The organism is Nocardia sp. NPDC051030 (assembly GCF_040683015.1).
Lineage (GTDB): Bacteria > Actinomycetota > Actinomycetes > Mycobacteriales > Mycobacteriaceae > Nocardia.
On sequence record NZ_JBFBCD010000010.1, the window covers coordinates 85,835 to 103,490 of the forward strand.

Below are 17,656 nucleotides of genomic sequence, written 5' to 3' on the forward strand. Positions count from 1 at the left end.
TGCTCCGGATGGATTAATAACTCCAACAGATAGATCTTCTTATAGCTAGAATCAGTAGTTATGGAACTTCGGCAGCTGCGCTACTTCGTCACCGTTGTCGAGGAAGCCAACTTCACCCGGGCGGCGGCCCGGCTGCATCTGGCCCAACCGGGCCTCAGCGCCCAGATCAAACAGCTGGAAAAGGAGCTCGGGCAGCCCCTGCTGGATCGTTCGACGCGATCGGTCACACTGACTCCGGTCGGCGAGGCGGTGCTGCCACTCGCCCGGGCCGCGCTCGAGGCCTCCGAGCGGATCACGCACACCGTCGACGAGTTCGCCGGTCTGATGCGCGGACACGTGCGCCTGGGGCTGATCTCCGGTGCGGCCAATGACGAGATCGATATCGCCAAGGTGCTGGCCGAGTTTCACACCGATCATCCACAGGTCGGCATCTCGCTGATCGAGGACAGCTCGGAGAACATGTACGCGGCACTGCGGCGCGGCGAGCTCGATATCGCGCTGATCAGCTTTTCCGGAGAGGATCCCGATCCGGCCATCGCCGCCGAAACCGTCTTCAGCACCGCCATTGCCGCGGCCGTCGCGGCGGATGCCACCGGCTTCGGTGACTGCATCACCCTCGCCGACCTGTGCACCCATCCACTGATCTCGCTGCCGCGCGGAACCGGAATCCGCGGCCTACTCGAAAAGGCATGCGCCGCCGAGCATCTGGTTCCGAATGTGGCGTTCGAGGGAGGTTCTCCGCCACTACTGCTGCGGCTGGCGTCACACGACCTGGGCGTCGCCATCGTGCCGCCGATTCCCGACGAGAACGCCGCCGCACTCGGAGTGCGCATCCTGGCCATCGAGCCGCCCATGCAGGGGCGGCTGGCACTGGCCTGGCATGGCGAACGGCTGGTCAGTCCGGCCGCGAAAGTGCTACTGGGACAGCTGCGTATCGCCCTCAAGAGCTGGAAGGATCCGGAGCCCATGTTCTTCCGGAACTAGAGGTCCACCAGGCGAGTCATCCAGACGGAATCACTCCCCAAACTTCCCTAAACTTCCCTATTGCGCCCCTTCATAGAGTCGTTTACGGTATTTCATGTGAATGATCGCCTGTACTCCGTGGAAGAGGTCGCCGAACGCCTCGGCCTGCACGTCCGCACGGTCCGCAACTACGTGCGTGACGGGAAGCTGACCGCCGTGCGCATCGGCAAGCAGTACCGGATCGCGCAGGCGGACCTGGAGGCCTTCACCGGCCTGCCGGTGCCCGCCGCCGCGCGCGAATCCACTGTGCGGCAACGGCATTCCGAGGTATCGAGCATCGTGGAAATCGACGCCATCGACCGGACCATGGCCGATCGGGTGATCACCCTCGCGACCGCCGGGGTGCAGACTCACGATCCGCGCGAGCAGCCGATGCGCATTCAGACCATCTACGACGCCGAGCGAGCCCGGCTCAAGATCATCATCGTCGGCGGTGTCGCCGATACCGCCCAACTGCTGGCATACCTGGAAGGGGTACTCGCGTCATGAGCACGATCTACAAGTCCGAGGCAGGCGCGCACGAGATCCAGGAGCACTATCGAGAGTCGCTCTGGTCCTGGCCGGTTCCCGCCGAGCAGTTGCGCATCCCCACCCGTGAGGGCGAGACCTTCGTCATCGCCTCCGGCCCCCGGGACGCACCGCCGCTGGTGCTGCTGCACGGTTCGGGCTCCAACTCGAACACCTGGCGTGGTGACATCGCCTCCTGGGCACAGCATTTCCGCACCTACGCCGTCGATCTGGTCGGCGAGCCGGGTGGCAGCGACCCCTCGCGCCCGGTCCTGAAATCCGAGGCCGTGGCCCTGTGGCTCAGCGATGTCCTTGCGGGCCTGAACCTTTCGAGCACGGCGATGGTCGGCATGTCGCTCGGCGGCTGGACCGCCCTGGATTACGCCATCCGCCGCCCGGAAAAGGTCACCCGCCTGGTGCTGCTATGCCCCGGCGGAATCGGCAAGCAGCGCTTCGGCTGGATCTTCAAGGCCGTCCTCCCCCGCCTGCTCGGCCGCCACGACCTGCGCCGCCAGGCCGCCCTGGTGACCGGATTGACCGGCCCCGGCCTCGATCCGATCCTCGACGACATCGAGCTCACCTTCACCCATTTCAAACCCCGCACCGAGCGTCTCCCCCTCTTCACCGACGCTCAGCTGAAGTCCCTCCCCATGCCGGTCGAGGTCATAGTCGGCGCGGCGGACGCCATGTTCGACTCTGCCGAAACCGCCCGCCGCGCACGGCAATCCATCCCGCACGCCACCGTGCACGTACTCCCCGACGTCGGCCACGCCATCCTCGACCAAACCGATACGGTGCTGAAGTTCCTGCTGGACAGCTGAATACGCGCCTGTATACGCATTCGACCCGCCCCGAAGCCACGGAGCGGGTCGAATTGCCGTAAAACGTTGTCCCCCTACAGGATGCGCGAAAGGAATGCCTTCGTGCGGTCGTGCTGGGGGTTGGAGAGGATCTCGCGCGGGTCACCGGCTTCCACGACTACACCGGCGTCCATGAACACCAGCTGGTCGGCGACCTCACGGGCGAAGCCCATTTCGTGGGTCACGACCACCATGGTCATGCCGGAGGCGGCGAGTTCGCGCATGACGCCGAGGACCTCACCGACCAGCTCCGGGTCGAGCGCCGAGGTGGGCTCGTCGAAGAGCATGAGCTTGGGATCCATGGCCAGGGCACGAGCGATGGCGACACGCTGTTGCTGTCCGCCGGACAGCTGCGCCGGATAGGTATCGGCCTTGTCCGCCAAGCCGACTCGGTCCAGGAGTTCCTTGGCCCGCTTGATGGCGTCGGCCTTGCGGAGCTTCTTGACCTGGGTCGGCGCTTCGATGACGTTCTCCAGCACCGTGCGATGCGGGAACAGGTTGAAGTGCTGGAACACCATGCCGATATCGCGGCGCTGTTTGGCGGCCTCGCGCGGATGCAGCTCGTAGAGCTTGCCATTGGTCTCCCGGTAGCCGACGAGATCGCCGTCCACGTAGAGGCGGCCGGCGTTCACCTGCTCCAGATGGTTGATGCAGCGCAGGAAGGTGGACTTGCCGGAGCCGGACGGGCCGATCAGGCAGAGCACCTCACCGCGCTTGACCTCCAGCGAGATGCCCTTCAGCACGTTCAGCGCGCCGAAGTTCTTGCACACCCGCTCGGCGCGCACCATCGGGGTGGAGCTGTCGAACGTCACGGAATCGGTTACCGAACTCAATGCCCCTCAACTCCCCGGGTTTCCATCGCGGCCAATGCCCGCAGCTGCTTTCCGGTCAACTGCCGCGAGGAGCCGCGCGAGTAGTACCGCTCCAGGTAGAACTGGCCGACCATGAGCACGCTGGTGATGATCAGGTACCAGGTGGCGGCGACCAGCAACAGCGGAATCGGCTGGAAGTTGACGCTGTAGATGTCCCGCGCCCGGCCGTAGAGGTCGGTGGTGAGCGGGATGGCCGTGACCAGCGAGGTGGTCTTGAGCATGGAGATCAGCTCATTGCCGGTCGGCGGGATGATCACCCGCATGGCCTGCGGCAGCACCGTGCGGGTCATGGTCTGCATCCACGACATGCCCAGCGCGGTCGAGGCCTCCCGCTGCCCGTCGCCCACGGAACCGATTCCGGCGCGGACGATTTCGGCCATATAGGCGGCCTCATTGAGACCCAGGCCGATCATGGCGAAGAAGAACGGAGCCGACCAGTGCTGCACATCGAAGCTATGCAGCGACGGACCGAACGGCACACCCACCGTGATGGTCTTGTACAGCGCCGGGAACAGGCCCCAGAACACCAACTGCACGTACACCGGGGTACCGCGGAAGATCCACAGGTACGCCCAAGCCACCGACCGCAGAACAGGATTCGGCGATAGTCGCATGACCGCGAGCAGCACACCCAGCACCACGCCGATGGCCATGGCCAGCACCGTGAGCTCGAGGGTGACCATCGCGCCCTTGGCGAGATTGGTGTCGCGCAGGTAGTTGAAGTACGTGTCCCAGTGGTAAGCCGGGTTGGTGGCCGCGCCGTAGAGGAACAGGCCCAGCGCCACCAGGATGACCACGGCCGCGATCCACCGGCCCGGCCGACGCAGCGGAATCGCTTTGATCGGCTCGGGTTCGGCGTTCGTCACGACCGTCGCAGCCGGAGCCGCATCTTTCCGGAGGCTGGCCCCCGGGTTCTTTTGGAGGCTCGCCTCCGTGGAATTACTCTCGTCCTGCGACATGGTCCTTTATCAGCCCTGTGCTCCGTTGATGACCGACTTGGTGATCGCGCCGGCCTGCACGCCCCAGTTCTCGGCGATCTTCTTGTACTGGCCATTGTCGATCAGGTACTGCACGGCCTCCTGGAGCACGGGGCCCAGCGCGGAGCCCTTCTTGACCGGCCAGCCGTACGGGGCCGAGTCGAAGATGTGGCCGGCGGCCTCGATGGTGTCGACGTTCTGCTTGATCGCGTACGCGGTGACCGGGGAGTCGGCGGACATGGCGTCGACCTGACCCTGGACCAGCGCGGTGGCCGCGGCGCTCTGCTCGTCGTAGGCGACCTTCTGGATTTCCGGCTTACCCTCGGCGACGCACTTGGCGCTCTTGGTCGGGATCTCGTCGGTGTCCTGAACGGTGGTGCGCTGCACGGCGACTCGCTTGCCGCAGGCATTATCCGGGTCGATGGTCTTCCCCTTCTGCTGCGCCCACTGGCTGCCGGCGGAGAAGTAGGTGACGAAGTCGGCGGTCTGCTCGCGTTCCTTGTTATCGGTGAACGAGGACATGCCCAGGTTGTAGGTGCCGGCCTCGACGCTCGGGATGATCTTCTCGAAGTCGGCTTCCTTGAAGTCGGCCTGGAGGCCGAGCACCTTGGCCACGGCGTCCATCAGGTCGACATCGAAGCCGACGATCTTGCCGGTCTTGGGATCCTTGTACTCGTTCGGCTGATACGGGACGTTCACGCCGACGGTGAGTTTCCCGGCGGACATCAGATCGTGCGGCACCTTGGCGGCGATGGAATCGACCTTGCTGACATCGACCTTCGCGATATCGGAACCGCTGCTGTCCGAGTTGCTGGTACAGGCGGTCAGGGCGAGGGCACCGCAGGCGAGCACGCCGGCGGCCCGCAGGGCACGCCCGCGGAGAGAGATACGAACAGACACAGCAGTCCTCCACAATTCGGTTGCGCGACATCCGAGCGTCGCCCGCCGTTTGAAACCTAGGCGAGTCGGACCGTCCGTGCGGGTCGGTAACCGAACATTAATCGGCGACACGCCGTTGCGTGGCCGATACACGCCCGGTTGCCGGAAGTGCGCTCACCAGCGGTGCAGCCGGGCCCGCACCTGTTCGGTGAATTCGGTGGTAGATGCTAACCCACCCAAATCGGATGTAGCGACCCCGGCCCGCAACGTATCCGCAATCGCGTGTTCAATTCGGTCCGCGGCGCGATACAGCGCGCTGTGCGAATCGCGGGTGCCCAGCCAGCGCAACATCCCGACCGCCGACAACTGCAGGGCCATCGGGTTGGCGCGATTGTGCCCGGCAATCATGGGCGCGGCACCGTGCACGGCCTGCGCCATCGCCTGGCTGTCCGAACTGTTCAACGAGGCGGCCATACCGATCGAACCGCTCAGCTCGCCCGCCAGATCGGAAAGGATGTCGCCGAACAGGTTTTCGGTCACGATGACATCGAAATCGGCCGGCGTGCGCACCAGCAGCGCTGCCATGGCATCCACGTGCTCATCGTTCACCTCGACGTCCGGATACTCCTCGGCCACCTCGTAGCACACGTCCCGGAACAGGCCCATGGTGCGCGGCAGCACGTTCGCCTTATGCACAATCGTGACCTTCTTGCGGCGTCGAGTCGCAATCTTGAAGGCCTGGTGCGCGATTCGCTCGATGGCCGTGCGGGTGAATACCCCGACCGCCAGGGCCACATCGGAGGTCGGGCTGAACTCGCCGGAGCCGCCGTGCATATTGCGGTCGGCGTAGAGCCCTTCGCTGTTCTCCCGCACGATGATCAGATCCATATCCGGAGCCACCGCGCGCACGCCCTCGTGCGCCCGAGCCCAGCGAATATTGGCGAACAGATCGAAGCGCTTGCGGACGGCCCCGGCGGGCGGCAGGCCCGTGCGATGCTCGGGCGCGTAGGAGGCGCTGTCGTGCGGGCCCATGATCCACGCGTCGAGGCCCTCGAGGGTCTTCAGCGTCTGCTCCGGCATCGGATCCCCGAACTCCGCGATCGCGGTGTGGCCGATGGGCAGCGTCACCCACTCGATGGGATCCAGGCCCACGACCTGGAACGCGTCGTCGACCACGGCACGGGTGGCGCGCACGACCTCCGGGCCGATGCCATCACCTTCGATCAACCCCAGTCGCAGTCGGGTCTCGCTGTCACTCATGAGAGTCATCCTCGCGCAACCACCGAAACGCGCGCGCGGTGGCACACGCGCACGCATATTTCGAGACCTTGACGATCACCCGGCAACCTCGGCACCGAGGCCGGGCACCCAGGATTTCCCGACTACCTTAGTGGGTAACCGGCGATGGGACGCAGGGAAGATAACCGCACGGCCCGGTGTTGACCGGGTAATCGACCACGAGAGGACGCCATGGCCACCCAGACCCTGACCGAGCAGAACTTCGACGACACCGTCACCAAGAGCGACGTGGTACTCGTCGACTTCTGGGCTGCGTGGTGCGGCCCGTGCCGTAGCTTCGCCCCCACCTTCGAGGCTTCCTCGGAGAAGCATCCGGATGTGGTGTACGGCAAGGTCGACACCGAGGCCGAGCAGGGCTTGGCCGCCGCGGCCAATATTCGCTCCATCCCGACCCTGATGGCCTTCCGCGAAGGCATCCTGGTCTTCGCGCAGCCGGGCGCACTGCCGCCCGCCGCGCTCGAGGATCTGGTCACCCAGGTGAAGGCCCTCGATATGGAGGACGTCCGCAAGCAGCTCGCCGAGCAGCAGGCCGAAGCCTGATCCAGCGAGCCTGATCAAGCGAAGCCTGATTCGGCGGGCCTGATCGGCCACCGCAATCCACGGCTCGGCTGCCACAGCTCACAGCAATGCGCCGCAACCCCGAGAGGGTTGCGGCGCATGCTGTTTCAGCTGAAGCGGTTGAGCCCGGCGATCACGGCGCGCACCATGGATTCCGCGCTGTCGTCGGCAATGGCCGCGCCCCAGCCGCGGCGGCCATTGAACTCGCACTGCACGAAGGTGGCGGTGCCGCTCTGCGTGGGCCGCTGGTGGAATTGCAGGATCTCCACCGGATAGCCCTCGTCGTACAGGGCGGAGGTGAGCGCGGCGACCGGGCTGCCCGAGGCCGTCACGGTACGGAGGTGACCGGCGAACTCCAGGGTCGCGGTGAACTCCGCCGCGCGGCGGTGGGTCCAGTCACCGAGCTTGATCGGGCCACCGTGATCGGTGTACCGGTCGTGGAACTCGGAGGGGGTGATGTCGCGGCTCTCGGCCCGCAGGCTCGCGGGGGCAGCGGCAATGAACGCGTGGGTATCGATGGTGATGGTCATTGAACTAGGTCTTCCCGGCTTCTTTCCAGAATGGATGGGGACCAGCGCAAAAAAGATGTTCAGCGGCCGCAGCGAGGGGCCGGTCCGAATCAGACCCCGCTACGGCGGAGAACTACGAGTACGCGCGGCACAGCCACCATCGCGGTGAGCGGAAGAAGCGCGGCGCGGTCGCGGTCGGCGACTTCGAGCGCAGCGCTGCGGCTGTGGGCGGGATTCGGCACGGCACCGAGCATAGGCACACATCTGGGCATTGGCAACCATATTCGCAATCGACCCACGAGTAACTTTGTCGCAGGTCACCTGGCATGTGCCTCCACATATAACAGTGCCCTGGACCACACCGAGCAAATCCCGCCGGGCCGTGGATCGAACGCTGTGTGAACACCCCATGCCGCACTTCGCCAATGGATTGGGCTCTTCACCCACGCAATAACGTGGGTGAAGAGCCCAAATGGTGTGTGAAGTCGGTTAGGTCCGGATCAGTGGGCGGCGGAATCCCAGCTGCGGCCTACGCCGACCGAGACCTCGAGCGGGACCGAGAGTTCGATGGCATTCGACATGTGTTCGCGGGCAAGGGCTTCCAGTTTCTCGCGTTCACCCGAGGCCACCTCGAAGATGAGTTCGTCGTGGACCTGAAGGAGCATGCGGGATTTCAGGCCCGCCTCGCGGATGGCGCGCTGGGTGTCGATCATGGCGACCTTGATGATGTCGGCGGCCGTGCCCTGGATCGGCGCGTTGAGGGCCATGCGCTCGGCGGCCTCGCGGCGCTGGCGGTTGCTGGAGTCCAGATCGGGCAGGTAGCGGCGGCGGCCGAAGAGGGTTTCGGTGTAGCCGACCTTGCGGGCCTGATCGACGGCATCGTGCAGATAGTCGCGAATCGCGCCGAAGCGGGAGAAGTACACGTCCATCTGGACCTTCGCCTCCTCGGCGCTGATCTTGAGCTGCTGGGACAGGCCGTAGGCGGACAGACCGTAGGCCAGGCCGTAGGACATGGCCTTGATGCGGCGGCGCAGTTCGGGATCGACGTCGGCGATGGGGATGTCGAAGGCCTTGGAGGCGACGAAGGTGTGCAGGTCCTCGCCGGAATTGAAGGCCTCGATCAGGCCCTCGTCCTTGGAGAGGTGGGCCATGATCCGCATTTCGATCTGGCTGTAGTCGGCGGTCATGAGCGATTCCGCGCCGGGGCCGACCACGAAGGTGTCGCGAATGCGGCGGCCGGTGTCGGTGCGGATCGGAATGTTCTGCAGGTTCGGCTCGGTGGAGGACAACCGGCCCGTCGCGGCGACCGTCTGATTGAAGGTGGTGTGGATGCGGCCGTCGTCGGCGACCGACTTGAGCAGGCCGTCCACGGTCACCTTCAGGCGGGTGGCGTCGCGGTGTTCCAGCAGGTGTTGCAGGAACGGGTGCTGGGTCTTCTCGTAAAGGCCTTCCAGCGCATCGGCATCGGTGGTGTAGCCGGTCTTGGTGCGCTTGGTCTTGGGCATGTCCAGCTCGTCGAACAGGACGACCTGGAGCTGTTTCGGGGAGCCGAGGTTGATCTGCTTGCCGATCACGCCGTAGGCGGCATTGGCGGCCTCGCCGACGCGGTCGGCGAATTCGCGCTGCAACTGCTCGAGCTGATCGGAGTCCACCGCGATACCGGCGGCCTCCAGATCGGCGAGCACGCTCAGCAGCGGGAGTTCCATATCGTGCAGCAGGGCGGTGGATTCGATGCGCTCGAGTTCGGCGTCGAAGGCGTCGGCGAGGTCGAAAACCGCACGGGCGCGCAGCATTTGCGCATTGGCGATCTCGATGTCGACGTGATCCTCATCGTCCAGCAGGGACAGCTGGGATTCACCGGCATTGTCGACCCGCAGTTCCCGGCTCAGGTAGCGCAGGGACAGGTCCTCCAGATTGAAGGTGCGCTGTCCGGGCAGGATCAGGTAGGCCGCCAGCGCGGTGTCACTGGTGAGCCCGCCCAGTGGCCAGCCGCGGCCGTACAGCGCGTGCATGGCGGACTTGGCCTCGTGCAAGGCCTTCGGGGTCTCGACGTCCGCGAGCCACGCGCCGAGCGCCTGCTCGTCCTCCGGGGTCAGGGCGTGCACGTCGACATAGCCGCCCTCGCCGTCGGCCGCGGCGATCGCGATGGCCTGCGCGTCACCGTGGATCGGCGAGCCATTGCCCACCACCGAGACGCCGTGCCGCACACCGGCTTTGGCATGCTCGGCCAGCCAGTCACCGACCGTGCCGGGCGCGATCACCCCGCCGGTGATCTCGAAGCCGGACTCGGCCTCCGCCTCCACCGGCGCGAGCGTGTCGAACAGCCGGTCGCGCAGCACCCGGAATTCCAGCTCGTCGAAGAGCCGGTGAATCTTGTCCCGATCCCATGGCTGCATGGCCAGCTGATCCGGGGTGTAGGGCAGCGTCATATCCCGCACCATCTCGGTGAGCTGGCGGTTCAGCACCACGCTGGACAGGTTGGCGCGCAAGGCATCTCCGACCTTGCCCTTGACGGTGTCCACCCGATCCACCAGCGCGGCCAGATCGCCGTACTCGCGTATCCACTTGGTAGCGGTCTTCTCCCCCACGCCCGGAATGCCCGGCAGATTGTCGCTCGGGTCGCCGCGCAGCGCCGCGAAATCCGGGTACTGCGCCGGGGTCAGCCCGTACTTCTCCTCCACCGCCGCCGGGGTGAATCGAGCCAGCTCGGAGACGCCCTTCTTCGGGTACAGCACCGTGACGTTGTCGTTCACCAGTTGCAGCGAATCCCGGTCGCCGGTGACGATCAGCACCCGGAACCCTTCGGGCACCGCCTGGGTGGCCAGCGTCGCGATGATGTCGTCGGCCTCGAAACCTTCGATGGCCATCACCGGAATCCCCAGCGCCCCCAGCACCTCCTGGGTGGTCTCCACCTGCCCGCGGAACTCGTCCGGTGTGGTGGCCCGATTCGCCTTGTACTCCGGGAACGCCTCGGCCCGGAACGTCTTCCGATTCACATCGAACGCCGCCGCCACATGCGTGGGCTTCTCATCGCGCAGCAGGTTGATCAGCATCGCGGTGAACCCGTACACCGCATTGGTGGTCTGCCCACTCGCGGTCTTGAAGTTCTCCGCGGGTAGCGCGTAGAACGCACGGTAGGCCAGCGAGTGCCCATCCAACAGCAGCAGCGTCGGCTGCGCACCGGACGAGGCGGAGCTGGAAGCGGCTGTTCCCGCTGAAGACATGGCACTCGGACGCTGATCGGTAGAGGCAGGGGTCACGCCAGAGAGTCTAGGGAGCCGCACCGACATCCGTGAGCAGCGGGCTTATTCCGCCAGTCGTCGCAGGTCAGGAAAACCGATTTCACCCTGGGATCGCCACCTGGTAGCGTGATCGCTCGCCAAGGGGTGTAGCTCAATTGGCAGAGCAGCCGTCTCCAAAGCGGCAGGTTGCAGGTTCGATTCCTGTCGCCCCTGCTGTAAGACTTCGGGCCGGTCACCAATGGTGACCGGCCCGAAGTCTTTTGGGTGGTTTCAGCCGACGCCGAGGTAGGCGGACTTGACCGCCGGGTCGTGCAGTAGTTCGCGACCGGGGCCGGTCTTGGTCACCTCGCCGGTTTCCAGGATGTAGGCGCGGTCGCTTCGGGTCAGGGCCTGCTGGGCGTTCTGTTCGACCAGCAGGACCGTGGTGCCCTGGGCATTGATATCCGCGATGATCTTGAAGATCTGCTGGATGACCATGGGGGCCAGGCCCATCGACGGTTCGTCCAGGAGCAGCAGCTTCGGACGCGCCATCAGGGAGCGGGCAATGGCGACCATCTGCTGTTCGCCGCCGGACAGGGTGCCGCCGACCTGCTTCTGGCGTTCCTTCACCCGGGGGAACAGGTCGAAGACCCAGTCCAGGGTCTTGTTGTATTCCGACTTCTCCTTGAAAGGCCGGGCGTAGCAACCCATGTCGAGGTTTTCCTGGACGGTCATGCCCGGGAACACGCCGCGACCCTCGGGTGCCTGAATCAGGCCGACGCCGACCCGCTCGTGGGCCTTCATGCGGGTGATGTCGCGGCCCTCGAAGACGATGCTGCCGCGGGTCAGCGGCAGCAAGCCGGACAGCGCGCGCATGGTGGTGGTCTTGCCCGCACCGTTCGCACCCAGCAGGGTGACCAACTCACCCTCCGCCACGGACAGCGAAATACCGTGCAGGGCTTGAATTCTGCCGTAACCGACCACCATGTCGTCGACCTGGAGGAGGGCATCGGTCTTCGGCGATGTCACTGGGCTCCACCCGCTTCCTCGTCGGGGACGCCGAGATACGCGGCGATCACCTTGGGGTCCTCCCGAATCTCCGATGGCAGGCCGTCGGCGATCTTGCGGCCGAACTCGAGCACCACGATCCGGTCGGTCACGCCCATCACCAGGCGCATGTCGTGCTCGATCAGGAGCACCGTGAACCCGTCGTCACGGATCTTCCGGATCAGATCCATGAGAGCGGCCTTCTCACTGGGATTGAAGCCCGCCGCCGGCTCGTCGAGGCACAGCAGCTTCGGTTCCGTCGCCAGCGCACGGGCGATCTCCAGCCGGCGCTGGTCACCGTAGGACAGGTTGCGCGCCTTCTCCACCGCGCGCGGCGCGATACCGACGAATTCCAGTAACGCCATGCCTCTTTCGACGGCATCGCGTTCCTCACGGCGATGCCGCGCGGAACGGAACAGCGCACCCGGCACCGAGGTGTGGTGCCGAGCGTCGGTGCCGACGGCCACGTTCTCGAGCGCCGTCATCTCCTGGAACAACCGGACGTTCTGGAACGTGCGGGCGATGCCCAGGCGGGTGATCTCGTTCCGCTTGGTCTTGGTGAGCGGCTTGCCGTCGAAGGACACCACACCGGACGACGGCTTGTACACACCGGTGATGGCATTGAAGCAGGTGGTCTTGCCCGCACCGTTCGGGCCGATCATGCCGAGGATCTCGCCACGCCTGATGTCGAAGGTGACATTGTCCAGCGCGGTGAGGCCGCCGAACTTCACCGTCAGCCCGTCGGTGCGCAAGAGCGGCGCACCCACCTCGGTCTCGATATCACGGTGCGGCGCAACGACTTCCGCGACGACATCGGGATCCTTGAAGACCGGAAGCACCTCGGTGACGTCCAGCGTGCCCGCGCTGGGTTCGGCCGCGGCGTCCGCATACCCGGCCTTCATGTCCTCGTTGTCGAACAGCGCGCCACCCGCGCCCGGCCCGGTCATTGCGGTCCTCCACTCTTCTCGTCGCCCGCTTCCGGTTCGCGGTGCACCGCACGGAACACCTTGCGCCCCTGGGCGAGCAACTTCTGACGCACCGGGAACAAGCCCTGCGGGCGGAAGATCATGACAACCACCAACGTGATGCCGTAGAACAGATACTTGTAGTCGCCGAGCGACTGGCCGCCGATATTCACCGACATGAACCGGTTCGGCAGGTACACGATCAGGAAGGCACCGACGATTACACCCAGTTTATTGCCCTGACCGCCGATCACCACCGCGCACAGGAACAGCATCGAGTTGATGATGTTGAAGCCCGTGGGATTGATGAACTGCACCTGACCGGCGTACAGCGCTCCCGACAGGCCGCCGATGCCCGCGCCGATCATGAACGCCCACAGCTTGAACTTGTACGTGGGCACGCCCATCATCTCGGCGACGTCCTCGTCCTCGCGGATGGCCACCCAGGAACGGCCCACGCGGCTGCGCTCCAGATTGCCGACGAGCAGCAGCACGATGACGACCAGCGCCATGCCGATCCAGAACCACCAAGCTCCGGAGTTGGCCCGGTCCAAGAGATTCCAGCTGTGCCTATCGCCCAGATTGCCGGAGGAGAAGTACCCGTCCGGGTGGGAGTCCGACACGCCGACGTGGGGATACGCGATCCGGGACAGGCCCAGGCTGCCATTGGTGATATCGCCCAGATTGTCGGCGAGCAGTCGCACGATCTCAGCGAAGCCGAGAGTCACGATGGCGAGGTAGTCGCCGCGCAGGCGCAATGTGGGCGTGCCCAGGATCAGGCCGGACACCGCGGTGAAGGCAATGGCCAGCGGCACGCACACGAGCCAGGCCCAGCTCGATGAGAGCCAGCCGTTGGTCTGGTTCCACGGACTGTTGGGGCTGGTGAGCAGGCCGACGGTATACGCGCCGACCGCGTAGAAGCCGACGTAGCCGAGGTCGAGTAGACCCGCTTGTCCGACAACGACATTCAGGCCGACAGCGACCAGCGCGGTCATGGCGAACTGCGCCATCACCCCGGAGAAACTGGTGCCCGGTGTATCGAGCAAGGGCGGCGGGAACAACGGAAGCAGACCGAGCAGCAGGACCGCGGGCACGCCCACACCCCATTGCGCCGGTCGTGACAGGCCGCCCCACCAATCGCGCACGGAATCACCGATTCCGCGGCCGAGGGTCGGCTTGGTCGAAGTATTCACGTCGGTCATACCCGCGCCCTCCCCAGGCTCTCACCGAGGATGCCGGTCGGACGGAACATGAGCACGGCCACCAGCACCACGAAGGCGACGACATCGCGCCACTGGGTGCCGAAGAGGATCTGACCGTAGTTCTCCGCGAGTCCGAGCAGCAGGCCGCCCAGCAGCGCACCCCGCAGATTGCCGATACCACCGAGCACCGCGGCGCTGAAAGCCTTGATGCCCAGGATGAATCCGCCCGAATAGATGATGCCGTTCGGGATCTTCAGCGTGTACAGCAATGCGGCTGCGCCCGCCAGGAGACCGCCGAGCAGGAAGGTTGTCATGATGATCCGCTCCCGCGACACACCCATCAGGGTCGCGGTGTCCGGATCCTGCGCCACGGCGCGAATGCCGCGGCCGAATTTGGTCCGGTTGATCAGGATCTCGGTGACAGCCGCCAGGATCACCGCGGCCACGATGATCACCAGGGTCACATTGGTGACCGACGCGCCGAAGAGCGAGAACTGCTCGGTGGGTCGCACCAGCATGATCGGCTGCTGCGCATTGGTGCCGCCGAGTGACTTGGAGATCTTCGGCAGCACATAGTGCACGAACTCCTGCAACACGAACGACATGCCGATCGCGGTGATCAGGAAGATCAGCGGTTTGGCTCCGCGTTTGCGCAGCGGCCGGTAGGCAATGCGTTCCAGGCCGACCGCGGTGGCACCGGAAACGAGCATGCCGAACACCATGGCGACGGCCAGGTACACGATTGTGAGGACTATGCCCTGCGAATACACGTTTCCGCTCGGGTTGAATCCGAGCAGCATGAGGCCTACGTACTGACCGAACATGCCCACCATGAAGATTTCGGAATGGGCGAAATTGATCAGCCGAAGCACACCGTAGACCAGGGTGTAACCGACAGCGACCAGGGCGTAAATCGAGCCATATGCCAAGCCGTCCACGGTGAGTCGCCAGAACTGGTCGATCACGCCGGAGACATTGAATTCGATGGACCCGCTGGCAAGCAGTGTCGCATCAGCCAATAGGGATGAAGACATTCGTTACTCTCGCCGTCGAGGAAGCGGCGGGTACCGGGACGGGCTGCGCTTCATATCAGCCCATCGGAAACCGGCACCACGCCGCTACCGAATCGGTGGGACTACTTGACCTCGTACATCCAGATCAAGGCGTTGGTCAGTTCCCCGGTGTCGCCCCACTTGTATTCGCGGGCGAGACCCTGGCCCGAGTAGGTCTTCACGTATTCGACCAGGTCGGAGCGGGTGACCTTACCGGCGGCGATGCCCTTCAGCACGATCGTGGTGAGGTCGTAGCCCTCGGTCGAATAGGTCCCGGCTTCGTAGCCCTGGTTGAAGGCCTTGTAGTCGGCGGCGAACTTATCGGAGGCCGGACCACACGGGCAAGACAGCAGCGCGCCCTTCGACGCGTCACCGGCCTGCTTGGTGAACTCGACGTCCTTGGTGCCGTCATCGGAGATGAAGGCGGCGGTCACGCCACCCGAGCGCAGCTGCTGCACGAACGGGGCCGCCTCGGCGTAGTAGCCCGCGTAGAAGATGGCGTCCGGCTTGGCGGAGGCCAGCTTGGAGACCGCGGCCGAGAAGTCCTTGTCGCCCGCCTTGAGCTGGACCGAGCAGCTGGGATCGGCGAGTGCGCCGAGACCTTCGGTCAGCGTCTTGGCAAGGCCCGTACCGTAATCCGAGTTGTCCTGCGCGACGCAGATCTTCTTGTACTTGCCGGTGTTGACCAGGTACTTGGCGACCGACGGACCCTGAACACCGTCATTGCCGAGGCCGCGGAAGAAGGTCTTCCAGCCATTGGTGGTGAGGGTGACGTTGGTGGCCGACGGCGTCAGCGACAGCAGTCCGGCATCGCTGATGACCTGGCCGGTCGCCTTGGTCTCACCGGAGAAGGTCGGACCGATCATCGCGACGATGGACGGATCATTGATGATCGTCGGAATGACCTGGGTGGCCTTCTGCGGATCGCCCTCGGTGTCGAATTCCTTGACCGCCACCTGGCAGTTCGGGTTGGCCTTGTTGTGCTGGTCGAGCGCCAGCTTCACACCGCGCACGATATTGAGGCCGAGGTTGGCGTTCGGGCCGGTCAACGGGCCCGACATGGCGATCGTCTGCGGCGCGCACTTGTCCTTGCCGTCGCTGGCCGGGTTCGCCGCGGCGGTATTGTCGCCCTTCGGGACTTCCTTGCCGTCTTTGTCGATCTGGACCAAGGGCTGGATGGTCAGACCACTGCCGCCGCCATTTCCGCCGGTGCTGGAATTGTCGGTGGACTTGCTGCTACATCCGGCGGCGCCGAGCGCGAGTACTGCCGCGGCTCCGACGACGACCAGTCGTGCACTGCGGCTGTGCCGCAGGGTAGACGTGCGCGTCACGATTCACCTCTATGTTCTCTACTCCCCTCGGGTTCGCCGAGGAGGGCCGCCCCATCGATCGGCCCGTCCAGAACATAGCCTTGCTACGTTAGCTCTGCATCACATTCGGATCATCCATGTGACATCGCAACAAACGAAAGTGCCCCTACTGTTACAGGCATGTAAACCGTGTCGGCTTACTTGCGGCAACAGAGGGGCAACAACGTAGTAAACCCGTGCTTACTTCGGTGCGAGGTTCTCCAGTACAACCTCGGCAACCGCCTTCATCGTGGTGCGGCGATCCATTGCGGTGCGCTGAATCCACTTGAATGCCTGCGGCTCGGATAGGCCCTGAGTTTGCATCAGCACACCCTTGGCACGCTCCACCAGCTTGCGGGTTTCCAGGCGATCCGTCAGATTCGCGACTTCGCTCTCCAGCGCGGCGATCTCATGGAATCTGCTTGCGGCCAATTCGATGGCGGGCACCAGATCCGATTTGGTGAACGGCTTCACCAGGTAGGCCATCGCACCCGCGTCGCGCGCCCGTTCGACCAGGTCACGCTGGCTGAAGGCGGTCAGAATCACCACCGGCGCAAGACGTTTCGAGGCGATCTCGGCCGCGGCGTCGATGCCGTCGCGGCGCGGCATCTTCACGTCCATGATCACCAGATCCGGACGGTGCTCCTCGGCCAGGTCGACCGCCTGCTGGCCGTCACCGGCCTCACCCACCACGAGATAGCCCTCCTCGGAGAGCATCTCCACCAGGTCCATCCGGATGAGCGCCTCGTCCTCGGCAACCACCACCCGCTTGGGGGCGGACGCCGCGGCATCCTTCTTCGAACCGCCCCCTGCTGTCGTTCCCATAGATGAACCCCTGTCGCTCCGTAAACCAAACACCCGACGCCACCGGTCCGACGCCACCCTCGCGGGACCGGCACGCAACCCGAGTCCCCAAAGAGTACCGTCCACCCGCCGCCACAACCCATCTACCCAGCGCAAACCGACCAGTATCACAACGTCATCCGCCCAATCGACCCTCGATTAGTCCGGCGAGCCCCCCACCCGCTATGCTTTCCACCCGGTGCGCCGAGTTGGCGGAATAGGCAGACGCGACGGTCTCAAAAACCGTTGCCCGAAAGGGCGTGTGGGTTCGATTCCCACACTCGGCACCAAGGTAGAGGGCTGTTTCGGTGATCACCGGAGCAGCCCTTTTCTCATGCGGTCCGCAGTTCGTACGCAGCAGGTGCGGGTCGAGCGTCAGCGTCGCGGTCTTGTGGCCCAGCATCCGTTGCACGACTTCGATATTCGCGCGGGCGCTGGTCGCCGGTGAGGCGGCCGGGCGCCGAAGGCCGTGCGGCACAACTCCTTCAGACGG

General features: G+C 65.0%; 17 protein-coding genes, 2 tRNA genes and 1 pseudogene. 6 read left to right on the top strand and 14 right to left on the bottom strand.

All coding sequences use genetic code 11. From position 1 onward, the window contains the following. Positions 1-60: 60 nt before the first annotated feature. The 3 genes from AB0N05_RS30705 (at position 61) to AB0N05_RS30715 (ending at position 2,351) form a co-directional block, all read left to right on the top strand. Entirely contained in the window at positions 61-984 is a 924-nt protein-coding gene (locus AB0N05_RS30705; protein WP_364700306.1) for a LysR family transcriptional regulator, read from the top strand. 96 nt (positions 985-1,080) lie between these two features. Next, positions 1,081-1,512 (top strand): helix-turn-helix domain-containing protein, encoded by a 432-nt coding sequence (locus AB0N05_RS30710; protein ID WP_364700308.1) that lies wholly within the window; start codon positions 1,081-1,083, stop codon positions 1,510-1,512. Beyond that, the gene (locus AB0N05_RS30715; protein ID WP_364700310.1) at positions 1,509-2,351 is read left to right on the top strand and encodes an alpha/beta fold hydrolase; all 843 of its coding nucleotides are present in this window, start codon (positions 1,509-1,511) and stop codon (positions 2,349-2,351) included. Before AB0N05_RS30710 ends, AB0N05_RS30715 begins: the two co-directional genes overlap by 4 nt. A 74-nt stretch (positions 2,352-2,425) precedes the next feature. Here the strand turns inward: AB0N05_RS30715 and AB0N05_RS30720 are convergent, their stop codons facing one another. The 4 genes from AB0N05_RS30720 to AB0N05_RS30735 form a co-directional block, all read right to left on the bottom strand. Further along, positions 2,426-3,178, bottom strand: coding sequence for an amino acid ABC transporter ATP-binding protein (locus tag AB0N05_RS30720; protein WP_364700871.1), 753 nt, complete (start codon positions 3,176-3,178; stop codon positions 2,426-2,428). Between the two features lie 41 nt (positions 3,179-3,219). Then, entirely contained in the window at positions 3,220-4,128 is a 909-nt protein-coding gene (locus AB0N05_RS30725; protein ID WP_364700312.1) for an amino acid ABC transporter permease, read from the bottom strand. 102 nt (positions 4,129-4,230) lie between these two features. Then, the gene (locus tag AB0N05_RS30730) at positions 4,231-5,139 is read right to left on the bottom strand and encodes an ABC transporter substrate-binding protein (protein WP_364700314.1); all 909 of its coding nucleotides are present in this window, start codon (positions 5,137-5,139) and stop codon (positions 4,231-4,233) included. Positions 5,140-5,292: 153 nt separating this feature from the next. Then, entirely contained in the window at positions 5,293-6,378 is a 1,086-nt protein-coding gene (locus AB0N05_RS30735; RefSeq protein WP_364700316.1) for an isocitrate/isopropylmalate dehydrogenase family protein, read from the bottom strand. Positions 6,379-6,588: 210 nt separating this feature from the next. Here AB0N05_RS30735 and trxA point away from each other — a divergent pair, with 210 nt between their 5' ends. Next, positions 6,589-6,957, top strand: a complete 369-nt coding sequence (gene trxA / locus AB0N05_RS30740; RefSeq protein ID WP_364700318.1) for a thioredoxin — start codon at positions 6,589-6,591, stop codon at positions 6,955-6,957. 125 nt (positions 6,958-7,082) lie between these two features. On the opposite strand, the gene AB0N05_RS30745 is transcribed toward trxA, so the two are convergent. The 3 genes from AB0N05_RS30745 to polA form a co-directional block, all read right to left on the bottom strand. Beyond that, entirely contained in the window at positions 7,083-7,505 is a 423-nt protein-coding gene (locus AB0N05_RS30745) for an alpha-isopropylmalate synthase regulatory domain-containing protein (RefSeq protein ID WP_364700320.1), read from the bottom strand. 89 nt (positions 7,506-7,594) lie between these two features. Beyond that, positions 7,595-7,726 (bottom strand): hypothetical protein, encoded by a 132-nt coding sequence (locus AB0N05_RS30750; RefSeq protein WP_364700322.1) that lies wholly within the window; start codon positions 7,724-7,726, stop codon positions 7,595-7,597. Positions 7,727-7,984: 258 nt separating this feature from the next. Beyond that, positions 7,985-10,708 (bottom strand): DNA polymerase I, encoded by a 2,724-nt coding sequence (gene polA / locus AB0N05_RS30755; RefSeq protein ID WP_364700873.1) that lies wholly within the window; start codon positions 10,706-10,708, stop codon positions 7,985-7,987. 158 nt (positions 10,709-10,866) lie between these two features. Here polA and AB0N05_RS30760 point away from each other — a divergent pair. Further along, positions 10,867-10,939 (top strand) — tRNA-Trp (locus AB0N05_RS30760). A gap of 57 nt (positions 10,940-10,996) precedes the next feature. Here the strand turns inward: AB0N05_RS30760 and AB0N05_RS30765 are convergent. The 6 genes from AB0N05_RS30765 to AB0N05_RS30790 form a co-directional block, all read right to left on the bottom strand. Beyond that, on the bottom strand, positions 10,997-11,692 hold the full coding sequence (locus AB0N05_RS30765) for an ABC transporter ATP-binding protein (protein ID WP_364700875.1): 696 nt from the start codon (positions 11,690-11,692) through the stop codon (positions 10,997-10,999). A 38-nt stretch (positions 11,693-11,730) separates the two neighbouring features. Beyond that, positions 11,731-12,699 (bottom strand): ABC transporter ATP-binding protein, encoded by a 969-nt coding sequence (locus AB0N05_RS30770; RefSeq protein WP_364700324.1) that lies wholly within the window; start codon positions 12,697-12,699, stop codon positions 11,731-11,733. Then, positions 12,696-13,919: a branched-chain amino acid ABC transporter permease gene (locus AB0N05_RS30775; protein ID WP_364700326.1), complete on the bottom strand. Its 1,224-nt coding sequence runs from the start codon at positions 13,917-13,919 to the stop codon at positions 12,696-12,698. The genes AB0N05_RS30770 and AB0N05_RS30775 overlap by 4 nt, the downstream gene beginning before the upstream one ends. Beyond that, entirely contained in the window at positions 13,916-14,953 is a 1,038-nt protein-coding gene (locus AB0N05_RS30780) for a branched-chain amino acid ABC transporter permease (RefSeq protein WP_364700328.1), read from the bottom strand. The genes AB0N05_RS30775 and AB0N05_RS30780 overlap by 4 nt, the downstream gene beginning before the upstream one ends. 101 nt (positions 14,954-15,054) lie before the next feature. After that, positions 15,055-16,260 carry a branched-chain amino acid ABC transporter substrate-binding protein gene (locus AB0N05_RS30785; RefSeq protein WP_364700877.1) on the bottom strand — a complete coding sequence of 402 codons (1,206 nt, stop codon included), beginning with the start codon at positions 16,258-16,260 and terminating at the stop codon, positions 15,055-15,057. Between the two features lie 261 nt (positions 16,261-16,521). After that, positions 16,522-17,145 carry an ANTAR domain-containing response regulator gene (locus AB0N05_RS30790; RefSeq protein WP_364700330.1) on the bottom strand — a complete coding sequence of 208 codons (624 nt, stop codon included), beginning with the start codon at positions 17,143-17,145 and terminating at the stop codon, positions 16,522-16,524. 221 nt (positions 17,146-17,366) lie between these two features. Between AB0N05_RS30790 and AB0N05_RS30795 the strand changes: the two genes are divergently transcribed. After that, positions 17,367-17,453 (top strand) — tRNA-Leu (locus tag AB0N05_RS30795). 65 nt (positions 17,454-17,518) lie between these two features. On the opposite strand, the pseudogene AB0N05_RS30800 reads toward AB0N05_RS30795, so the two are convergent. Continuing rightward, positions 17,519-17,641 (bottom strand): annotated as a pseudogene (locus AB0N05_RS30800) (site-specific integrase); the annotation flags it as partial. Between the last annotated feature and the right edge of the window lie 15 nt (positions 17,642-17,656).

What these genes read in the sequence shown, in the direction of transcription:
- AB0N05_RS30705 (WP_364700306.1), top strand. Translation starts at nt 61, where the DNA reads ATGGAACTTCGGCAGCTGCGCTACTTCGTCACCGTTGTCGAGGAAGCC.
- AB0N05_RS30715 (WP_364700310.1), top strand. Translation starts at nt 1,509, where the DNA reads ATGAGCACGATCTACAAGTCCGAGGCAGGCGCGCACGAGATCCAGGAG.
- AB0N05_RS30720 (WP_364700871.1), bottom strand. Translation starts at nt 3,178, where the DNA reads ATGGTGCGCGCCGAGCGGGTGTGCAAGAACTTCGGCGCGCTGAACGTG.
- AB0N05_RS30735 (WP_364700316.1), bottom strand. Translation starts at nt 6,378, where the DNA reads ATGAGTGACAGCGAGACCCGACTGCGACTGGGGTTGATCGAAGGTGAT.
- trxA (WP_364700318.1), top strand. Translation starts at nt 6,589, where the DNA reads ATGGCCACCCAGACCCTGACCGAGCAGAACTTCGACGACACCGTCACC.
- AB0N05_RS30745 (WP_364700320.1), bottom strand. Translation starts at nt 7,505, where the DNA reads ATGACCATCACCATCGATACCCACGCGTTCATTGCCGCTGCCCCCGCG.
- polA (WP_364700873.1), bottom strand. Translation starts at nt 10,708, where the DNA reads ATGTCTTCAGCGGGAACAGCCGCTTCCAGCTCCGCCTCGTCCGGTGCG.
- AB0N05_RS30765 (WP_364700875.1), bottom strand. Translation starts at nt 11,692, where the DNA reads ATGGTGGTCGGTTACGGCAGAATTCAAGCCCTGCACGGTATTTCGCTG.
- AB0N05_RS30770 (WP_364700324.1), bottom strand. Translation starts at nt 12,699, where the DNA reads ATGACCGGGCCGGGCGCGGGTGGCGCGCTGTTCGACAACGAGGACATG.
- AB0N05_RS30775 (WP_364700326.1), bottom strand. Translation starts at nt 13,919, where the DNA reads ATGACCGACGTGAATACTTCGACCAAGCCGACCCTCGGCCGCGGAATC.
- AB0N05_RS30780 (WP_364700328.1), bottom strand. Translation starts at nt 14,953, where the DNA reads ATGTCTTCATCCCTATTGGCTGATGCGACACTGCTTGCCAGCGGGTCC.
- AB0N05_RS30790 (WP_364700330.1), bottom strand. Translation starts at nt 17,145, where the DNA reads ATGGGAACGACAGCAGGGGGCGGTTCGAAGAAGGATGCCGCGGCGTCC.